Source organism: Shewanella sp. SP1S2-4 (assembly GCF_031932075.1).
Lineage (GTDB): Bacteria > Pseudomonadota > Gammaproteobacteria > Enterobacterales > Shewanellaceae > Shewanella > Shewanella baltica.
The window spans coordinates 53,350-73,431 of sequence record NZ_JAUOET010000017.1 but is presented as its reverse complement, the minus strand read 5'-3'; the positions used below and the strand labels follow the sequence as shown (position 1 = coordinate 73,431).

Below are 20,082 nucleotides of genomic sequence, written 5' to 3'. Positions count from 1 at the left end.
CATAAATGCATCTGGGCAAAACTCACACGTCAGACCTTCATCCCGCTTCGTGGACTTTTTTAAGCGTGACGTCACCTAACTGGCGCATTTGTTTGCGGATCCAAGCGGAACGCTGCTGCACATAGGACGACGGAGGTGACACTTTATAACGCCAAGGATTGGGTAAGATAGCTGCGAGTAATGAAGCCTCATATTGGGTGAGTTTTGCCGCAGACTTTCCAAAATAATGCTTTGATGCCGCTTCGGCGCCGTAAATACCTGGACCAAATTCGACGATATTTAAATACACTTCAAGGATGCGCGACTTATCCCAAGTCAGTTCCATCATTAAGGTAAACCAAGCTTCTAATCCCTTACGAAAAAAACTGCGGCTAGACCACATAAACAGGTTTTTCGCCGCCTGCTGACTTAAGGTGCTGGCTCCGCGAACTTTAGTGCCTTTCTGATTGTATTTCAGCGCCGAGCTTATCGCGGCTAAATCGAATCCCGTATGCTCGGCAAAACGTTGATCTTCTGCGGCGATCACCGCCAATTGTAACTCAGGAGAAATGTGCGCTAAATCGCGCCACTGATGCATAACTTCCCCCATAGGTGCAGGTGGAAATAAGGCGCGTTCAATCCGCCAAGTCCACATGGGTGGATTAACGAATCTGAGTAGAATAACCAATAAGATTGAGCCAATTAATGCCCATACTAATCCCTTGAATAGCCAAGACAATAAACGACGAAAGCCACGCTTACGCCTCTGAGGAGCAGGACTACTCGACTTATTGGCACTAGGACGCCTAACATGATCTCGCATCGCATATAAAGGAGCCGTCATTTACACCATCTCATCCGCGCACTCTCGTTTCTGATATCCAGTTAAGCTAATCCATTAGGCATTCTTTACAACGTCCAAGGCTTATTAGAAAACCGTTTAAAGCACTAAGGAAGTTGCGGGCCGATCATGCTACGACAATGGAGGAAATACCAAGGATATCTTACTCGATAATCAAAGATAGGCAGAGAAATAACCACAATAACAAATCACTATTGAATATGGCGAGGGCTTAACTTAACTTGACCTCGGCAGCTTTGACGACAGCTGACCGAGGTTGCAATGACTGATTAACGAGGGCTAGCAAGTCAATCAAACAGCTTGTTACTCGCAGCTGCGAGTCAGGTTTTTAACGATTTCACTGCATCCAGTCGAATGATATCAATACACAGCAAACCCAGCCCATAAATACCGATATACAACCACTTAACCTCGGAAAAGACATGAATCATGTCAATTTCACAGTAAAATCCCTCAAAACCATCTACGGGAACTTCAAAATATAGTTCAGGCTTAACCAATGTGCATAACTCTGTGAGTAAAAATGTACAACATTTTTATACTTTAAAGAGCCACTAACACTAACCCTATGAATATCAATATATCTCAGTGAAATGACGCTTAAATGACATCGATTCGCTTTATCGTCAATCCAGAGTATTAAATTCAACCAAAGATAACGCTTATCATACAGAAATATAAAACGCCCCAATGGCAATTGAGGCGTTTAATATTTTAAATCAATAAGATGACTAGATATCGTAATGCAGGCCACACTCACGTTTCAGCCCATTAAAGCGCGTTTCTTCCTCTGTCATCCCTAATTCAAGTGGTTTACTCGAATGGGTATCACCAACAGAAACATAGCCTTGATCCCAAAGTGGGTGGTACGGCAAGTCAAATTGAGTCAAATATAGGTGCACATCTTTATTCGACCACTCGATAATCGGCAGTAACTTAAAGCGAGTGCCATGAATCGCCAGTATCGGCAGCGCCTCACGAGTGCTGGCTTGGCTACGTCTCAGCCCTGCAAACCAAGTACCGACGTCAAGCTCGGCTAAGGCGCGTTGCATAGGCTCAACTTTGTTTAAACGGTTGTATTGCTCTAGCCCGTCTAACCCTTGCTCCCACAACTTACCAAAGCGTGCCTCTTGCCATGCAGCTGTCATCACTGCTTGATATACTTTTACATTCAGTGATAAACGCTGTGTCAGCTCATCGATAAACTGATAGGTTTCAGGGAACAAATACCCTGTATCCGTGAGGATAACCGGAATATTCGCCTGTGCCTGGCTCACCATATGCAGCATCACTGCGGCTTGAATACCAAAACTTGACGACAGTGCATGATTACCGGGCAAATAAGTTAAGCCCCACAACACTCGCTCTTGTGCGCTTAATCCAGCTAAGAACTGATTTATGCGTTCAAGCTCTATCGCTTGCTCGGCCTTAGGCGCACTCAATAGCGCCGTTAACTCGGCCGTGCTGACCACAGTCGGCACTGTATCACTGGTTTTTTGCTCAAGATCAACCATGAAAATCCTTAGCGGCATCAATCACCGCCTTCACAACGCCTACGCGGACGGTGAAGTTACCAAAGGTTTCGCCTGCATCACGCTCAACGGCGTAGCGGCCAAACAGGGTATCCAATTCGGCGAGAATTTCCGCCTCTTGGATATTTTCTCTGTGCATCTTGTTCAGACGAGTCCCTTCAAAGCTTGCGCCTAAGTACAAGTTGTAACGGCCTGGCGCTTTACCTACAAGCCCAATTTCAGCGGCAAATGGACGTGCACAACCGTTTGGACAACCCGTCATCCGCACCACAATCGCTTGTTCGCTGATGCAGTGTTTTGCCTGCAGCGCATCGATATGATCGATAAACTCAGGGAAGTAACGCTCAGCTTCCGCCATTGCTAATGGACACGTAGGCAAGGCCACACAGGCAATCGAATGACCGCGGGTTTGCGTCAACACTTGGCCCAGTAGTCCGTGTTTGCGGGCTAAGCCTTCAATCGTGGCTTTATCTTCTGCCGCCACACCTGCGATGATCATGTTTTGATTCGAGGTCATACGGAAATCGCCTTTGTGGATCTTAGCAATTTCACGCAGTCCCGTTTGCAGGGTTTGGCCCGGTAAATCTTTAATACGGCCACTTTCGATAAATAAGGTTAAATGCCATTTACCGTCAACGCCTTCGACCCAGCCATAACGATCGCCGCGATCGCCAATCACTACATCACGCTTAGGCTCAAACTTCACTCCTGCACGCAATTCGACTTCGGCTTTAAATTTCTCGTAGCCATGGTCAACGATAGTGTATTTAAGGCGTGAACGTTTACGGTTAACACGATTACCCCAGTCGCGTTGCACTGTCATGACAGCTTCGGCAAACTTCATCACGTCTTCAGTTTTGATAAAACCAAAGTCGTCAGCCAGACGTGGGAAAGTCTCCACCTCGCCATGGGTCGAACCCATGCCGCCGCCCGCGGTTAAGTTAAAGCCAACCAACTCACCGTTTTCAGCAACGGCGATAAAGCCTAAATCGTTAGTGTAAACGTCAACATCGTTATCGGGAGGAACCGCAACCGCCATTTTGAACTTACGTGGCAGATAAGTTTTGCCATATACAGGTTCAACGGTTTCATCTTCGGTTGAGAGTAACTTTTCTTCGTCTAACCAAATTTCGGCATAAGCACGCGTGTGTGGCAGCAGATGATCAGACAGTTGTTTCGCCACCGCATAGGCCTGCTCATGCAGTTTCGATTCCACCGGATTAGGATTACACATCACGTTACGGTTAACGTCACCACAAGCGGCAATTGAATCCAGTGCTTCACGATCTAAGTCTTGAATAATGGTCTTCAAGTTACGCTTAGGAATACCGTGGTATTGGAAGGTTTGACGGGTCGTTAAACGTATGCTGTTTGAGCTAGTTAAGGTCGACGCAATTTTGTCTACACCTAACCATTGCTGCGGTGAACAGATACCACCAGGCACACGGGCACGCAACATAAAGCTATATAGAGGCTCAAGTTTTTGCTCTTTACGTTCGTTACGTAAATCGCGATCGTCCTGTTGATAGAAGCCGTGGAATTTAATCAACTGCTGATCGCCGTCACTGAAACTGCCGGTTACCGCAGAATCTAAGCCTTCTTTAATCGTACCGCGCAGGTAATCACTGTCGGTCTTTAGGTATTCGTTTAACGCTAACTTTTGCTCATTCATGGCAACTGCCTCTTAAATTCGGTTCGCTGACTGCACGGGTCATCACGTGTGCAGCTTTGGCTATTCTTATGCGTTTCTTATCTGCGCAACGGTTGAGATTAATACACGTCTTTTTGGTAGCGTTTATCGCTGCGCAGGGTTTCAAAATAGGCTTCGGCAGCTTCGGTATTCAAACCACCGACTTCGACTGCCACCTCAATCAAGGCTTGGTGAACATCTTTCGCCATACGTTCAGCATCACCACAAATATAAAGATGCGCGCCATTTTGCAACCATTGCCACAGGGCTTGGCCTTGCTCTTTAATACGGTGCTGCACATATATTTTATGAGCTTGATCGCGCGAGAATGCCACGTCGATACGGCTTAAATCGCCATTTTTCAAATACTGTTGCCACTCAGTTTGATACAAGAAATCCTGCTCAAAGTGAGGATTGCCGAAGAATAACCAGCTATCGCCTTGGATCCCTTGTGCTACGCGCTCCTGCATAAAGGCACGGAATGGCGCAACACCTGTGCCAGGGCCAACCATGATCACTGGTGTTTCTGGATTTTCAGGTAAACGGAAATGCTTATTAGGCTCAACATAAACCTTAACTTGCGTGCCTTCCTCTGCGGATGCTAAGAAGTGTGACGCGCCGCCAAAACGGGCCGCGCCGTGACGCTCATCTTCCACTAACGCCACGGTTAAATGCACTTCAGTTTCGACTTCGCTTTGGCTTGAGGCAATTGAATAAAGCCTTGGGGTTAATGGGCGCAGTAACTCAAGCAATCTTGCCGCGCTTAACGTGACAGCGCTATTTGTTAACGGATACTGAGTGACTAAATCGGCAAATTGATGCTTAAGGATAAACTGACGTACTTGTTCTTTATCTTCGCTCAATGCCAGCAGCTCAGCGCTGCCGCTCAGTTCGGCCCAGGCTTTGACTAATCCAGGGTATAACTGAGTCAACTCTTTCTTATCGACCAAGGCTTGCTTAAGGGTCAAGGATTCTGTGCCTAGAGTCACTAACTCATCAGCGGCCAATGACAGACCCGCTAAGACTTCATCGACTAACACTTCGTTATTACTAAACCACACACCGAGGGCATCACCCGCTTGATAGCTTAGACCTGATTCGCCAAGGTCAATTTCTACATGGCGCACGTCTCGGTCCGAACCGCGACCGGTAATTTTTTGGCTCACAAGCACTTCAGCGCTATAGGGGTTTTGCTTAGTAAACTCGCTTTCGCCAATCGCTTTAGCAGTGCCGATGGATACCACACTGGCGGACGAGGTTTCGATCAGCGGCTTAACGACCTCTAATACATCGGCGTGCCACTGACCGGCGGCAGCTTCATAGTCCACATCACATTCAACCAAAGGTAACAATGACTTAGCACCCAGTAGCGCTAAACGAGTACTAAAGTCTTTACCGGTTTGGCAGAAGAATTCATAACTTGAATCCCCCAGCGCAAGCACTGAGTAATATAAATTGTCTAACTTAGGCGCGCGTTTAGAGGCTAAAAACTTGTGTAATTCAATCGCATCATCCGGCGCTTCACCTTCACCATGGGTGCTGACCACCAGCAAGAGCACAGTTTCTTGCTTCAATTGACGAACATTGTATTCGCCCATAGAAGCCAGATTGACCGCATAACCTTGCGCCTGCGCCTTATCGGCGAGCGCTTTAGCAACACCACGGCCATTACCCGTTTGGCTGCCATAGAGAATCGTCACGGTTTGAGCCGCTTGCACCTCTGCGGCAGGCGCTAATTGGCCAGCATTGGCGGTGGCAGCAAGATAGCCACTCACCCAAGCCAGTTGCACAGCACTTAACTCAGAAGTGAGTTGTTTTAGCTTCTCGACTTGTCCTTGAGACAATGGCGAAGCCAGCGATGAAAGTTCTTTTAACAACATGAGACGGCCCTATGACAGTGTAATGTCCACAAGCTTATCGCGGTTTAAGAAAAGCAAAAAAGAATAAAATCGGATTTTTAATTCCATTTTGGAATATACAAAGTGCAAAATTTAAGCTACAAAAGTGTGCACTGGTTAAAAGTTTTTGATCCGACCAGTGCAGAAACGGCCTGCTTGAGAAATATGCACTTGTGCCAAGCTAAAGTATTGCCACAATGGTCATGAGCCTGTCGAACAGAAATTTCTGTTGCCCACAGAATAGTTTGTTTTTAAAACAAAAGTGTCCATCCTAGATTGAATGCCCCAACTGGCTCGAATCACCAGCCGAGTAAATGCTGGCGATGACAGATTGTGCAGTTGAGTACGATGAAGGAAGCACAGCAGGCACAACGATTATATAAACCATCAGGGAGTAGTCATGCAGATTGGAATACCGAGAGAAAGTCTCGCCGGTGAAACTAGGGTCGCCGCGACCCCAGCCACCGTTGAGCAGCTTAAAAAACTCGGCTTTGAAGTTGTTATTGAGGCCAATGCGGGTCAACTGTCAAGCTTCGATGATGCAGCCTTTGAGGCTGCAGGCGCGAAAGTGACAACTGACGTTTGGCAAGCCGATCTGATTTTTAAGGTCAATGCGCCAAGCGACGCCGAAATCGAACAAATCAAAGACGGAGCAACTGTCGTCAGCTTTATTTGGCCCGCACAAAACCCTGAGCTGGTTGAGAAGTTATCTAAACGCAAAATCAACGTGATGGCGATGGACATGGTGCCTCGTATCTCCCGTGCCCAGTCACTCGATGCCCTCTCCTCTATGGCCAACATTGGCGGTTATCGCGCCGTTGTTGAAGCCGCGCATCAATTTGGCCGTTTCTTTACCGGTCAAATTACCGCTGCCGGTAAAGTGCCTCCCGCTAAAGTGCTAGTGATTGGTGCTGGTGTTGCTGGTCTTGCCGCTATTGGTACTGCTGGCTCACTGGGCGCCATAGTGCGCGCCTTCGATACCCGCTTAGAAGTGGCCGAGCAAATCGAATCCATGGGCGGCCAGTTCCTTAAACTGGATTTTGGTAACGAAGAAGGTGGCTCATCTGATGGTTATGCTAAAACCATGTCGGATGAATTTATTGCCGCCGAAATGGCGCTGTTTGCTGAGCAAGCCAAAGAAGTCGATATCATCATCACTACGGCGCTGATCCCCGGCCGTCCTGCGCCTAAGCTCATCACCAAAGCCATGGTCGATAGCATGAAGCCAGGTTCAGTGATCGTCGATTTAGCCGCTGCAACGGGCGGTAACTGCGAATACACGCAATCGGGCGAGCTGTTTGTCACCCCGAACGGCGTAAAAGTGATTGGTTATACCGATCTACCCGGTCGTCTGCCCGCGCAATCGTCACAGCTTTACGGCACTAACTTAGTCAACCTGATGAAGTTAATGTGTAAAGAAAAAGACGGCACTGCCAGCATCAACTTCGATGATGTGGTCATGCGCAACATGACTGTGATTAAAGAAGGTGAAGTGACCTTCCCGCCTCCACCGATTTCGGTTTCTGCGGCGCCAGCAAAACCTGCTGCGAAAATAGAACCTAAAGACACTACCCCGAAAGCGCCATCTAAGCTCAAATTCGTACTCGCCGCCTTAGGCATCGCCGGATTTGCAGCAGTGGCATCGGTTGCACCGCCAGAGTTCCTGTCCCATTTCACGGTATTCTTGCTGTCCTGCGTCGTCGGCTATTATGTGGTGTGGAACGTATCCCACTCACTGCATACGCCTTTGATGTCAGTCACTAACGCGATTTCGGGCATTATCGTGGTCGGCGCCCTACTGCAAATCGGTCAGGGTTCAACTTTGGTCACTGTACTGGCGTTTATCGCCGTGCTGATCGCCAGTATTAACATCTTCGGTGGCTTTACCGTCACTCAGCGCATGCTGAAGATGTTCCGTAAGGATTAAGGGGGTTTAACGTGTCTCAAGGACTGGTAACAGCAGCTTACATTATTGCCGCCATTCTCTTCATCTTCAGTCTCGCGGGACTGTCGAAGCAAGAGACGGCAAAACACGGCAATTTATTCGGTATCTTAGGTATGGCAATCGCCCTACTGGCTACCATTTTCAACCCTGATACTAACGGTATTGCGTGGATCTTAATCGCCATGGTGATTGGCGGCGCGATTGGTATCCGTTTAGCATTAAAAGTCGAAATGACTGAAATGCCTGAACTGGTTGCCATCTTGCACAGTTTTGTTGGTATGGCCGCGGTATTGGTGGGCTTTAACAGCTTTATCGACTTGCATCCACAGGAAGTATCGCAAGTCGTCGTGGCTGTCGGTGGCGATATCAATACGACGCTCGCCGCAGTGCACGATGCCCTAAGTGAAGCAGCAAAAGCTGCCAGCAAAGAGCATCTCACTGGCGCCATGCTTAACATTCACTTGGTCGAAGTCTTCCTCGGGATCTTCATCGGTGCGGTCACCTTCACAGGTTCTATCGTGGCCTTTTGTAAGTTACGTGGGCTGATTTCATCAAAACCTTTGATGCTGCCACATCGCCACAAGTTAAACCTAGTGGCAGTACTCGTGGCCTTCGCCCTGCTGGTTTACTTCGTCCAAACGGGCGGCACTATGCCAGCTCTGCTGTTGATGACGCTGATCGCCTTCGCCTTTGGCTGGCATTTAGTCGCATCCATTGGCGGCGCGGATATGCCAGTGGTGGTGTCTATGCTGAACTCCTACTCAGGTTGGGCAGCGGCGGCAGCGGGCTTTATGTTGTCGAACGACCTCTTGATTGTCGTTGGCGCATTAGTGGGTTCATCGGGTGCAATTCTGTCTTACATCATGTGTAAGGCGATGAATCGCTCGTTTATTTCTGTTATCGCAGGTGGCTTTGGCACAGATGGTGTAGCCTCGACTGCCGATGAAGAAATGGGCGAATACCGTGAAACCAACGCCGAAGATGTGGCGGATATGCTGAAAAATGCCACCTCTGTCATTATCACCCCAGGTTACGGCATGGCAGTGGCACAGGCGCAATATCCAGTGGCTGAAATCACTCAAAAGCTACGCGATCGCGGCGTAAAAGTCCGTTTTGGTATCCACCCAGTTGCTGGCCGTCTACCCGGCCATATGAACGTACTGCTGGCGGAAGCGAAAGTCCCCTACGATATCGTGCTGGAAATGGACGAAATCAACGAAGACTTTAACGACACCGACGTAGTACTCGTCATTGGTGCCAACGACACGGTTAACCCTGCGGCAATGGAAGATCCAGGTAGCCCAATCGCAGGCATGCCTGTGCTCGAAGTATGGAAAGCACAAAACGTCATCGGCTTTAAGCGCTCGATGAACACAGGTTATGCCGGCGTGCAAAACCCACTGTTCTTCAAAGAAAATACCCAAATGCTGTTTGGGGATGCAAAAGCCAGTGTCGAAGCGATTTTAAAAGCACTTTGAGTCTGATGTAATTTCAGCAGAGTGGCAATCGCTTAGGCGAAACACCCTGTTTCAATGATAAAAGGGAGCTTAGGCTCCCTTTTCATTTCACATTTCTTTAAGCCTTTTAAGCTAGTCTCCGCGCCCATAGGATGTGAGGCTTTACATGCCCACAATCCACATCGTTTTCACAGGTCAAAATGCGAAGTAGAATCTAACGCTATTTAAAGGAAAGAATGAATGTTGCTTGGACTGTTTATCCTGTCTGGCGTATTAATCAAAACCTCATTACTCGGGCTTGGCTGGATATCGATTGCCATCGGCCTCAGTGGGTATCTGTTTTGTCGCTGGTTTCATTTCAATTTGGATATCAAACTGATTGGGAAATTTAGACGCCTTTTCATCACAGCTGCGGCTCTGCATCTTCTGGTCTATATCGGCTTAATCACTAAGCTTTTCCTTATCGACAGCTTAGAAGACTTGCCCACATTTCTGATAAGTCACTTAGTGTTTCACCACATCATCAGCGCCACAATTGCTGCCGTATTAACTTTTATGGCTATTGGTATTTATCTACTGCAACAAAAAATAAAAACGCCTTACCCGCAGCAACTTAGGTAAGGCGCTAAATGACCTAAGTGCCATTTAAGCCACAGTTAACCCGTTCACTCTGTTCTATTTTTACTTACAATTTATGCTGCCTGTGCACGCAGACTTATCTTTTCTATTTACGCTGGATCAGTTAAAACCATTCAGGGGAATCGATAATTTTCCTGCAAGTCTCTAAACATCCCCTAAACCATAACGTAGAAGATTCTCGATAGGCACCTCAGAATCACAAGGATCACCTCAATGGACTGCAAACTGAGATTATATTTAGCCCTTAGACACCAGATTAATCGCATCGCCTTGTTAGCGTGCATTTTCCTTATCTCACCAGTTCAGGCTGAGAATAGTCCGACTCACACAATGCCAGTATCCGAGAGAAGCAGCTTAGTTTATGGTCAAAGTTTTACCCATAACTCCAATCTATATAACGCCGAACGTCGCTATATGGTGGCGCTGCCTGAACGCTATCATGCGACCCAACGTCAGTATCCGGTGCTCTATATCATCGATGGAGATTTTCAATTTCGCCACGTATCAGCAGCGGTCAACAATCTCGCCCGCGTCGGTAAAATCCCACCAATGATAGTGGTCGGAATCGCATTACAAGGCCAAGCAGATTATATAAAAAGCACCACGTGGGCGGCAGAGGATAATCCAGAATATGGTGGTGCAGCTTTGTTGCAGAGTTATTTAGCTCAGGAGCTCATTCCTTTAATCAATCAGCAATTTCGCACTTCAGGTAACAATGCCTTGGCAGGATATTCTCTTGGGGGCTTATTCACCTTGTATAGCATGATGCAGCAGAATACGCCCTTTAACGCCTATCTTGCCATGAGCCCAAGCATTTGGTTCGACAACTACAGCAGCAACGCCCTATTCACTCAATATCTCAAACAAAAACAGCAGGACAAATCTAAGCTGCCGCCCTTGTTTTTATCTGTAGCCAACGAACAAGGTATGGGCGTGGTGGAGATGGTCGATGCGATTAACCCCATAGCAAGCGAGTTAGTTGCAAATCAACAGTGGCGTTGGCAGTTCCAACAGTTTCCGGATGAAAACCACTACACGACAGCGATGCCTGCACTATTAGATGCTCTGGCTTTTCTTTCACCTCAGTATTTTATCGACCTTGATGAGCTAGTGAAATTGCCAAAGTACGCCGATGTATTCGATTTATTTGCCGCTAAACAACAAACTTGGGCAGGATTTCAACTCGAATGGTTACAGGCTTATACCTTCGCTAAATATGTGTTTATTTCAAAACAAGAAGGGCAAATTGATCAACTCCTAAAAGATGCCAAACAGCAATTACCAGCATCTTATACCGAATTATGTATTGGGCTCGCGAAAGTCTTTATTTATAAACAACAGGCTGATAAAGCGCTGCAAATATTACTCAGTGCAAAAACAGAAGGTGAGCTAAGCGCCGATTGGCAGCAACAGATGAGCCTAAGCTATGTCGCACTCGGTAATAAAGATGCTGCTCTAAAAGCACATCAACGCGCACTCTTCCTCGCGAAATCACAAGGTTTAGAAAGTTGGGAATGGTGGGAACTGGCACCTTAGCGCATGCAAATACTTCAAGCACTGTTAAAGGGCAAACGTGTCCTTTAACAGTGCTTAGCTAAGGCCAACATCGACTTTATAAATGGATTAATCTACAGCAATGTCGTTATCGTTAAGCTCTTTTGACAGGGTTTCATAATTCGTTTTAAGCTTCGGCAAGGTATCTTCTTGGATCTTACTCAGTAAACTTTGCAGTAGGCCCTTGCCGTAGGAAACACTGTAGTGGCGGGTTTCAATATTACTGATGATCTGCTCAGACTCTAAATAAAAACGACGAATATCGGACAAGATATGACTCGGCGTCTCTAGGGCATTGGCTGAATAGCGCATATTATCCCAAACAAACAGCCCCATTTGCGGGCGCATTTTCACTAAGCTATTACCGCTCACCGTTTCAACCGTGTCGACATAACGGCTCAAAGTGGCCACGTTGTCACTCACTTCATCATAGAGCGCGTGGCGCAGATGATAGTTGTTTTGCATATTACTTAAGTTATCGAACTTAATCGCCTGCGATAAACCTTCCTGTGCGGCCAAATACACTCCGACAACCGTCGCAATGATCATAAAGACCTGACTCACCCAAAAACTGGTTTTGATGAGCTCTGTATTATCGAGCTTGATGTTACGTTTGGGAGCCTCGGCGGCATTAGAGCTGGGTGTCATGTCCATATGTTTATCCTGTCAAATCAAGAGTAAAGGCGGTATAACGCAATAGAGGGCATATCTTACACGACTAAAGAATGAGTTTCCTCAGTAAAAATCACGATTTTTACCTATAAAAAAGGAGCCATCAGGCTCCATTTTTATATTAATTGGTCAGTCTATTATGCAGCTTTTGCCACATCGAAATTGGACAACAACATCACAGCAGTACGGCCTAATAAGTGGTTGATCGTGCGATCGCCCGCTAAGCCTAACTCAGCAATCGCTTGCTGACGTGCTGTGCTCACCGCTCTAAAGAGGGTGATCTCATTGTTGGCACCACCACAAAGACTAAAGAACAGTCTCAATACTGCGCGGTAATGTTCTTCCTGCATTGCCTGCATCCACGATGTTTCTAATGCCTCTTGGCTAGAAAAATCCAGAGCCGCAACAAATAGATTGCCGATACGGCTATCTAAACGAACGAGAAAATCGCTCTTGCGTGGAAAATGGTGACTAATACCTGTGCGGCTAATACCCGTTGCTTCAGATAACGTAGTATAAGACATAGTCTCAAAGCCGATAGTCAAAATTTGTCTTAACGCTTCATCCATAATCTGATTTATGGTTTGCTCAGTTTGTACTCGCGAGCGCTTAGCCATAGTAAAGTCTCCCCTCTTTTTTTTAGGGGGAAAGCTTACCAAAGCCGCTCAGGGATTACTGCTGTTCACTCGGCTGCAACCAGCGTATTTCGCTTTTGTTCAGCTAGGGTTCAGTTTAAAACAGGCCTAAACGCTGATTCCGTTAACACCCTCATAACATTGAATTTTGTACCAACCAGTTATGCGCTTTTTCCTCACCCATAAGTAAAACGAAGGTAGGTTGTAGATAGTGTCCAAGATCGGCTTTTCGCCAAAATAGATATTCAGGAAGGGGTTGCAACACACTCGCGCCAAAAGTCCGTTGCATTAAGCTCGAATACTCGCCTAATAACCTCGGCTCTAATTGCTCAGCGTTAGGATAAAAATCCGCCAGAAAATCCCGATAATCGGTGAATCTCGCCACTTGAGCCACTTCGTATTGATGCAACACTTGTATCATCATTGGCGAGCTCCAATGCGACAAGTATTGCGGACTTGTTAACGCATCAAGGTTGCGTCTATGGTATTGCTGCCACGCCAAGGCAAAATCACCTCGCTCCCGCGCGACACGCCAAACCAGATAGATATCGGCTAGCCATTCATGCTGATATGCGCTCAATTGAGTCGGTAACACTGTACCTTGCAGGGCAAGGTTCTCCAAATGACCAAGCTCATGCCATAGGGTTAATTGCGGCTGTTCGAGCAAAGGTAATTGATAAGTCACGAGATCGACACTGGCTAACTGCACTTGCGGCGACTGCAACTCGTTGACTAAGACTAGGCCCGCAATCTTATTGTCATCGACGGGCATGACCATGGCGCCTCGCTGGCCTAAATCGCGCCTAAATTGATCTAACGTAGCGGGCAGCTGCGCCAACACTTGCTTAGGCAATAATGCCAAGCAAGTGCCAAGCTCTGGTAAAGGGCAAATCAAAGCCTGCTTATCGGCAATGGGCGTCCAAGACAAGCTAGATGCGAATACCAGAGCAACTAAGCTCACTGATTAGCCATGATATTTTGAATAATCGCCGTGGTTGAAATACCATCCTCAAAGCCCAGCACTTGCACTTGACCTCCGGCGGCAATCACTTCAGCGCCGCCCGCGATATCTTCAAGCTTATAGTCGCCGCCTTTAACCAGTAGATTTGGCAGCAGTCGAGTGATAATGCGCTGCGGCGTATCTTCACTAAAAGGCACCACCCAATCGACAGAGGCTAAGCCCGCTAACACGGCCATACGGCGATCAACCTGATTGACCGGACGACCATCACCCTTAAGGCGTTTAACCGAGGCATCATCGTTTACTGCAACAATCAAACGATCGCCTAAGGCTTTGGCTTGTTTGAGGTAACTCACGTGACCCGCATGCAAAATATCAAAGCAACCATTGGTCATCACCACACGCTCACCGCGCAGTTTGGCCTGCTCTAGGGCATAGGCGAGTTGATCTTCACTCACCACCCCAAAACCCGATTCTCCATGATGCAAAGCCAAAGCTTCAATAAGCTCAATGCGGCTCACGGTAGAAGTGCCAAGTTTACCAACCACTACGCCAGCGGCGGTGTTCGCAATCGCACAAGCCTGCGGTAAATCGGCGCCCGCCGCTAATGAGGTTGCTAAGGCCGAAATCACAGTATCGCCAGCACCCGTCACGTCATAGACTTCACGGGCAACGGTAGGAATATGCAGCTCGGGCGCATTGGCGGTCACTAAGGTCATGCCCTTTTCAGAGCGGGTGACTAAGATGGCATCAAAATGATGTTGCTTAAGTAAGCCACGGGCTTTTTCCAGCAGATCCGCTTCTGAGGTCACAGTGCCAACAACGGCTTCAAACTCGCTCATATTCGGGGTGATCAACGACGCGCCCTGATAACGGCCAAAGTCACTGCCCTTAGGATCGACTAACACCATCACACCTTTTGCGCGGGCAAGCGCAATGAAATCTCGCGGCTGATCGATAGCGCCCTTCGCATAGTCAGACAACACCACCACATCGACGGAATCGAGTAAAGCCTCAGATTGCTTGAGCAAACGCACACTGTCGGCCTTGTCGAAAGCTTCTTCGAAATCGAGGCGGATCAACTGCTGATTACGTGATAACACCCGCAGCTTAGTGATGGTTGGTTTGTCTGCAATGGTTAACCACTGGGGTTCAACCCCTAAGGTTTGCACGCCGAGCGTTAAGGCGTTGGCGGTATCGTCTTGGCCGACGAGCCCAGCAAGTTGGACTTGACCACCTAAGGTCGCGATATTGAGCGCCACGTTGGCCGCGCCGCCGGGTCTGTCTTCGACTTGATTAATCTTCACCACAGGTACGGGAGCCTCGGGTGAGATACGTCCCGTAGGGCCAACCCAATAGCGGTCTAACATCACATCGCCGACGACTAACACTCTGGCTTTTTCAAATGCTGGCAGAGAAACCTTCATAGTGCTCTTATCTTTATGCAGAAATTAAACCGTGATTGTACCTAATTTTCAGTAAAAATTGAGTTAGAATAAGCAGTAATTTTCAAAAGTAGTGAGTATTTTTGTGGTCGAGAAAGCCGAGTTTTCATCTTCTTTATATCATCCTAAGCATTGGCCCATGTGGTTTGGCGTATTTTTAATGCGCTTAACTCAGCTTCTACCGCTCTCTTGGCAGATGAAACTGGGTAAAGGTTTAGGTCGCTTAGTGATGAAATTTGCTGGCAGTCGTACTCATACGGCGCGCCGTAACTTGAGCCTCTGTTTCCCTGAAATGTCAGAAGCACAGCGAGAAACCCTACTCACGCGTAACTTTGAAGAAACGGGCAAAGCCATTTTCGATACCATCAATGCATGGTGGTGGTCCGATGAAAAAGTGCAGCAGCACATGAGCATCACAGGCAAAGAACACGTGCAAGACACCCTCGATGCTGGCCACGGCGTTATCCTGTTTGCAGTGCATTGTTTACCGCTGGAAATGGGCGCACGTATCTTCGGCCAATTCCAACCCGGCGTGGGGGTTTATCGCCCACACAACAATCCTGTGATGGAATACCTCCAAGTTAAAGGCCGTTTACGCTCGAATAAAGGGCTTGTTTCTAAACGCGACTTGCGCCAAATGGTGCGCTGCCTGCGTAATCCCGATGTGATTTGGTACACGGCCGATCAAGACTTTGGCCGCTCCAGCGCGGTATTTATCCCGTTTTATGCCATGCCAGATGCGGCAACGATTACGGGGGCCACCACGTTAGCCAAACTCGGCAAAGCCAAAGTCTTACCCTTTTTTGTGGAACGTACTGAAGGTGATGAGGGCTATCGGATTGAAGTGATGCCACCGCTGGATAATTTCCCCGGCGAAGATGAATTAGCCGATGCCATTCGCGGTAACAAGATTATCGAATCCATCATAGATAAAAACCGCGCCCAATATATGTGGTTGCATCGCCGCTTTAAAACCCGCCCAGATCCAACGGACAAATCTTTATATCAGTAACTCATTCCGTTTTTGAATACAAAAATGCCAGCAAATAAGCTGGCATTTTTTATGGCGACTTTCGATTACAATTGTCGATGATAACTTTCAATGGCAATTGTCGATGACAACTTTCAACTTCAACTCTCTATGGCAATTGTCGATGACAACTTTCAACTTCAACTCTCTATGGCAATTGTCGATGACAACTTTCAACTTCAACTCTCTACGGCAAGAAGCATCTAGCGCATGAGATTACAGCGAATGCTCGGTCGGTAAACGAATACCCACGTTAGTGACTTTGCCTTCATACAGCCCCGCCACCACCCAATGCAACGACTGCCATTGGAACTGATCGCCCAGCACTGGATTAGCGCCAAGCTGTGACACTACCAGATCGGCGACTGTCATATCATCGGCGAGATTATCTAAGCTCAAGCCATAAATTGGTGCGAGATCCGCAAGCTTAACGTCTGTTTCAATAAAGAAATCACCGAAGAAGCGTTGCACTTCTTTATTTTCAGGCGCTTGGCTAAAGAGGTTACTCAAGGCTTCTAAACTTTTCTCCTGACCCAGCACACAGAGTATATCTCCCGCTTCGAGGCGAGTACTGCCCGACGGATGCAGTAAAGTGTCATTCCTAAATACCGCCGCAATTCGTGTTCCATCTGGCATAGCTAAACGTTTTAACGGTTCACCAATACACCACTTACTTTCACTCAAACGATAAACAAACACTTCCCATTCGCTGCTCGGGTAAATTTCAACTCCCGAACGCGAAACGGGCAACGGCTTTGGGGGCAGTTCCACCTTAGCTAAACGCGCCGCAGTGGTCAAAGACGCACCTTGAACCAGTAACGAGACTAGTACAACGAAGAAGGCTAAGTTGAAGTACAACTGAGCGCCCGGTAAGCCCGCCATCATAGGGAACACCGCCAAGATGATAGGCACTGCACCGCGTAATCCTACCCACGAAATAAACCAGCGGTCGCGACTGCTGAAGCTCTTAAAGGGCAATAGGCTGATCCACACAGCGACAGGACGAGCAAATAAAATCATCCCAAATGCCAGCGCAAAACCTGGGATCAAGATATCGACTAAATCGGAAGGGGTAAGCAATAAGCCTAATACCAAGAACATGCCGATTTGGCTGACCCAAGTCATGCCATCCAGTACGTTCAAAATCGCATGGCGGCCACGGGTCGGCTTATTGCCGAGGAAAAGCCCGACTAAGTAAATCGATAAAATACCACTGCCGCCAAGTTTGTTGGACGCCGCATAAATGATCAGCCCACCGCTTAAGACTAAAATAGAGTACAGGCCGTCGGCTAATTTGCTCAAATTAACCAGCTTCCACAACATCCAGCCGCCGCCTAAACCTAAGCAAATACCCAGACCAAATTGCTTAATAAAGCTGATAAACATAAAGCTGAAGGACATCTCAGTGTCCACATTGGCGAGAATCGCAATCAGCGTCACGGTTAAAAACACCGCCATAGGGTCGTTACTACCAGACTCGATTTCTAAGGTTGCCCCAACCCGCTCGTTGAGACTGCGCCCTTTCAATAAGGAGAATACCGCGGCGGCATCGGTCGAGCCCACAATCGCGCCCACCAGCAAACCTTGCAACCAATGCAAGTCAAACAGCCATGCGGCCATCATTCCAGTGATACTGGTTGTAATAGCAACGCCAAAGGTCGCTAGCGATAAAGCAGGCCACAGCGCCACCCTAAAACTGGCGACACGGGTACGCATTCCACCATCGAGTAAGATGATAGCTAGCGCTAAGTTACTGACTAAATAAGCGGTGGAATAATCATCAAACAGTATGCCGCCAGGGCCATCTTCACCGGCCAAAATACCCACGGCGAGGAAGATCAAAAGAATCGGGATACCCAAACGGGAAGACATAGGACTGAGTAAAACACTCACTGCAGTTAGCAAGGCGCCAATCAGAAAAAAACTATTGATGGAATTTGCATCCACAAACGCCTCCTTATACAGGTTGTTTAGTTAAACGATAGACAAATCACCGAGGTTAAAAATGACTCAACTTACAATTTTATGATTTTATATTAGCACAAAAATAGCGAATTATTGGAGCGTTAAATATTAAATTTCAATCATCTACATAGAAAACGCCATAAATGTAACTTTGCATTAACCTTGAGATAAAGGCTAACGTAAAACCTAAAGAACCGCAGAACATTTTCACACGACTTATAAAAATTAAAATAAATAAATATCAAATAGTTAAAAACAACAAGCTAAACGTAAACTTAAATCATTCAAGCTAAATCAAGCTCGTAAACCTGTATAAAATAGGGTTATCATAGTGAATTCAGCGCCAGACAAAACAATGTCGACTGAAACGGCGAATATTCGAACATCACCCTCAAGCCAATTGTTTTCACTCCATTTATCCGACAATCAGCTCAGCTAGGCGGACTTTGTCAGGTTGAGCAGCACCCCGTTAGAAAAGTACTTTAAAAAAGTCTCGCAAACGCTGTTTTCGCAAAACCCATCAATTCAGCCACCCTTAATTCGCCATCAAAGAAGACACTTTGCATCACGTCAATATTTTAGACGGAGCAATCACCATAGAAGCGTTGCAACACAGCAGCTTAGATCAGGGATTTGCAGCACATAGGGCAATTGTACAGACACAGGTTTTAACTATAAGCCGAAATACTGATAATCTTAGTCGCCAAGGAAAACCGTTAAAACAAAAATTAAGCGATAAATACGCTGTACGGATCATATTTCAGTTGAAATAATGTCCAAAATAAGGAAGGATGCGAGCTTCGCGCGCCAGTGCATTTTGCTCGTCAAATTGCCGCTCTCGTTTTAAGAGAGAAAGCTGCGTTAAACACGCTTTTTTATTAACAGGAATCGTAGTATCCGCTTATGAGTATGCTTCGCACCACAGCTTTATTATTGACTTTGGTTTTCCCTAGTCTGTCCGCTTTAGCAACGGAATATCCTTTACCAGCCGCCCAAAGCAGGCTAATTGGCGAGAACCAGTATTATACGGTTCCAGAGGGTAAACACACTCTCGAAGATATTGCTGCCAAATACCAGCTCGGTCTCAGTAACTTACTCGAAGCTAACCCAGGTGTAGATCCATTTCTGCCAAAGCCAGGTAGCCAACTGTTAATTCCATTACAACTGATCCTGCCTAACGCTCCCCGTGAAGGCATAGTGATCAACGTGGCCGAAATGCGTTTGTACTACTATCCAAAAGGCAAAAAGACAGTTGAAGTCCTGCCTATTGGTATTGGCCAGATTGGTAAAGACACGCCAGAAAACTGGGTGACCTCAGTACAACGTAAGCGTGCCAATCCAACTTGGACACCGACGCCACGCATTCGTAAAGAATATGCTGCTAAGGGTGAAATCCTGCCAGCAGTATGGCCAGCGGGTCCAGACAACCCTATGGGACTGTATGCACTGTATATAGGAAACTTGTATGCGATTCACGGTACTAACGCGAGTTTCGGTATCGGTTTACGTGTGAGTCAAGGTTGTGTGCGTTTACGCCATGAAGATATCGAGCACTTGTTCAAGAATGTCCCAGTGGGCACCCGCGTACAATTCGTGAACCAGCCGATTAAAGCAACCGAAGAGCCAGACGGTAAGCGCTACTTAGCAGTGCATCAACCTCTGTCTCGCACTGTGGCTGAGTTTGAATCCAATGAGCCAGTCGCGATTTCATTACCAAGAGATATCGCCAAGTTTATCGCTAAAGCTGACACTAATTCTTCTGTGATCAAAAAGCTGCTCGATGAACGTACTGGTGTGCCGATGCGAATTAATCAATAA

Annotated in this window: 15 protein-coding genes; 6 read left to right on the top strand and 9 right to left on the bottom strand. The window is 47.2% G+C overall.

The window, feature by feature from the left end; genetic code table 11:
* Positions 1 to 37 precede the first annotated feature (37 nt).
* The 4 genes from mtgA to Q4Q52_RS15295 all read right to left on the bottom strand — a co-directional run bounded on the left by mtgA (position 38) and on the right by Q4Q52_RS15295 (position 5,943).
* A complete protein-coding gene (gene mtgA, locus Q4Q52_RS15310; RefSeq protein WP_311899015.1) occupies positions 38 to 823 on the bottom strand; it encodes a monofunctional biosynthetic peptidoglycan transglycosylase in 786 nt (261 codons plus the stop codon).
* A gap of 749 nt (positions 824 to 1,572) precedes the next feature.
* On the bottom strand, positions 1,573 to 2,355 hold the full coding sequence (locus Q4Q52_RS15305) for a phosphoadenylyl-sulfate reductase (RefSeq protein WP_311899044.1): 783 nt from the start codon (positions 2,353 to 2,355) through the stop codon (positions 1,573 to 1,575).
* Positions 2,348 to 4,045, bottom strand: a complete 1,698-nt coding sequence (gene cysI, locus Q4Q52_RS15300) for an assimilatory sulfite reductase (NADPH) hemoprotein subunit (protein ID WP_311991005.1) — start codon at positions 4,043 to 4,045, stop codon at positions 2,348 to 2,350. The genes Q4Q52_RS15305 and cysI overlap by 8 nt, the downstream gene beginning before the upstream one ends.
* A 98-nt stretch (positions 4,046 to 4,143) precedes the next feature.
* Positions 4,144 to 5,943, bottom strand: a complete 1,800-nt coding sequence (locus tag Q4Q52_RS15295; protein ID WP_311991004.1) for an assimilatory sulfite reductase (NADPH) flavoprotein subunit — start codon at positions 5,941 to 5,943, stop codon at positions 4,144 to 4,146.
* Positions 5,944 to 6,361: 418 nt separating this feature from the next.
* On the opposite strand from Q4Q52_RS15295, the gene Q4Q52_RS15290 reads away from it, so the two are divergent.
* The 4 genes from Q4Q52_RS15290 to Q4Q52_RS15275 all read left to right on the top strand — a co-directional run bounded on the left by Q4Q52_RS15290 (position 6,362) and on the right by Q4Q52_RS15275 (position 11,538).
* The gene (locus Q4Q52_RS15290; RefSeq protein ID WP_107402554.1) at positions 6,362 to 7,888 is read left to right on the top strand and encodes a Re/Si-specific NAD(P)(+) transhydrogenase subunit alpha; all 1,527 of its coding nucleotides are present in this window, start codon (positions 6,362 to 6,364) and stop codon (positions 7,886 to 7,888) included.
* A gap of 11 nt (positions 7,889 to 7,899) precedes the next feature.
* Complete coding sequence (gene pntB, locus Q4Q52_RS15285; RefSeq protein WP_107402555.1) at positions 7,900 to 9,384, top strand: Re/Si-specific NAD(P)(+) transhydrogenase subunit beta; 1,485 nt, start codon at positions 7,900 to 7,902, stop codon at positions 9,382 to 9,384.
* Positions 9,385 to 9,603: 219 nt separating this feature from the next.
* Positions 9,604 to 9,984, top strand: a complete 381-nt coding sequence (locus tag Q4Q52_RS15280) for a hypothetical protein (RefSeq protein ID WP_311905175.1) — start codon at positions 9,604 to 9,606, stop codon at positions 9,982 to 9,984.
* Positions 9,985 to 10,215: 231 nt separating this feature from the next.
* Positions 10,216 to 11,538, top strand: a complete 1,323-nt coding sequence (locus Q4Q52_RS15275) for an alpha/beta hydrolase-fold protein (RefSeq protein ID WP_311991003.1) — start codon at positions 10,216 to 10,218, stop codon at positions 11,536 to 11,538.
* Between the two features lie 87 nt (positions 11,539 to 11,625).
* Here Q4Q52_RS15275 and Q4Q52_RS15270 read toward each other — a convergent pair whose 3' ends face one another.
* From Q4Q52_RS15270 to hldE, 4 genes are all read right to left on the bottom strand, one after another.
* Positions 11,626 to 12,210 (bottom strand): hypothetical protein, encoded by a 585-nt coding sequence (locus Q4Q52_RS15270; protein ID WP_311991002.1) that lies wholly within the window; start codon positions 12,208 to 12,210, stop codon positions 11,626 to 11,628.
* A gap of 155 nt (positions 12,211 to 12,365) precedes the next feature.
* Entirely contained in the window at positions 12,366 to 12,845 is a 480-nt protein-coding gene (locus Q4Q52_RS15265) for a TetR family transcriptional regulator (RefSeq protein WP_006082899.1), read from the bottom strand.
* 151 nt (positions 12,846 to 12,996) lie between these two features.
* On the bottom strand, positions 12,997 to 13,824 hold the full coding sequence (locus Q4Q52_RS15260; protein WP_311991001.1) for a hypothetical protein: 828 nt from the start codon (positions 13,822 to 13,824) through the stop codon (positions 12,997 to 12,999).
* Positions 13,821 to 15,251, bottom strand: a complete 1,431-nt coding sequence (hldE, locus tag Q4Q52_RS15255; RefSeq protein ID WP_311991000.1) for a bifunctional D-glycero-beta-D-manno-heptose-7-phosphate kinase/D-glycero-beta-D-manno-heptose 1-phosphate adenylyltransferase HldE — start codon at positions 15,249 to 15,251, stop codon at positions 13,821 to 13,823. The genes Q4Q52_RS15260 and hldE overlap by 4 nt, the downstream gene beginning before the upstream one ends.
* 103 nt (positions 15,252 to 15,354) lie before the next feature.
* Between hldE and Q4Q52_RS15250 the strand changes: the two genes are divergently transcribed.
* Positions 15,355 to 16,281 (top strand): LpxL/LpxP family Kdo(2)-lipid IV(A) lauroyl/palmitoleoyl acyltransferase, encoded by a 927-nt coding sequence (locus Q4Q52_RS15250; RefSeq protein ID WP_011847652.1) that lies wholly within the window; start codon positions 15,355 to 15,357, stop codon positions 16,279 to 16,281.
* Positions 16,282 to 16,515: 234 nt separating this feature from the next.
* On the opposite strand, the gene Q4Q52_RS15245 is transcribed toward Q4Q52_RS15250, so the two are convergent.
* Positions 16,516 to 18,246: a potassium/proton antiporter gene (locus tag Q4Q52_RS15245; RefSeq protein ID WP_006082903.1), complete on the bottom strand. Its 1,731-nt coding sequence runs from the start codon at positions 18,244 to 18,246 to the stop codon at positions 16,516 to 16,518.
* A gap of 921 nt (positions 18,247 to 19,167) precedes the next feature.
* Between Q4Q52_RS15245 and Q4Q52_RS15240 the strand changes: the two genes are divergently transcribed.
* A complete protein-coding gene (locus Q4Q52_RS15240; RefSeq protein ID WP_006082904.1) occupies positions 19,168 to 20,082 on the top strand; it encodes a L,D-transpeptidase family protein in 915 nt (304 codons plus the stop codon).

Coding starts and splice junctions, on each gene's coding strand:
- mtgA (WP_311899015.1), bottom strand. CDS start 823: ATGACGGCTCCTTTATATGCGATGCGAGATCATGTTAGGCGTCCTAGT.
- Q4Q52_RS15305 (WP_311899044.1), bottom strand. CDS start 2,355: ATGGTTGATCTTGAGCAAAAAACCAGTGATACAGTGCCGACTGTGGTC.
- cysI (WP_311991005.1), bottom strand. CDS start 4,045: ATGAATGAGCAAAAGTTAGCGTTAAACGAATACCTAAAGACCGACAGT.
- Q4Q52_RS15295 (WP_311991004.1), bottom strand. CDS start 5,943: ATGTTGTTAAAAGAACTTTCATCGCTGGCTTCGCCATTGTCTCAAGGA.
- Q4Q52_RS15290 (WP_107402554.1), top strand. CDS start 6,362: ATGCAGATTGGAATACCGAGAGAAAGTCTCGCCGGTGAAACTAGGGTC.
- Q4Q52_RS15280 (WP_311905175.1), top strand. CDS start 9,604: ATGTTGCTTGGACTGTTTATCCTGTCTGGCGTATTAATCAAAACCTCA.
- Q4Q52_RS15275 (WP_311991003.1), top strand. CDS start 10,216: ATGGACTGCAAACTGAGATTATATTTAGCCCTTAGACACCAGATTAAT.
- Q4Q52_RS15270 (WP_311991002.1), bottom strand. CDS start 12,210: ATGGACATGACACCCAGCTCTAATGCCGCCGAGGCTCCCAAACGTAAC.
- Q4Q52_RS15265 (WP_006082899.1), bottom strand. CDS start 12,845: ATGGCTAAGCGCTCGCGAGTACAAACTGAGCAAACCATAAATCAGATT.
- hldE (WP_311991000.1), bottom strand. CDS start 15,251: ATGAAGGTTTCTCTGCCAGCATTTGAAAAAGCCAGAGTGTTAGTCGTC.
- Q4Q52_RS15240 (WP_006082904.1), top strand. CDS start 19,168: ATGAGTATGCTTCGCACCACAGCTTTATTATTGACTTTGGTTTTCCCT.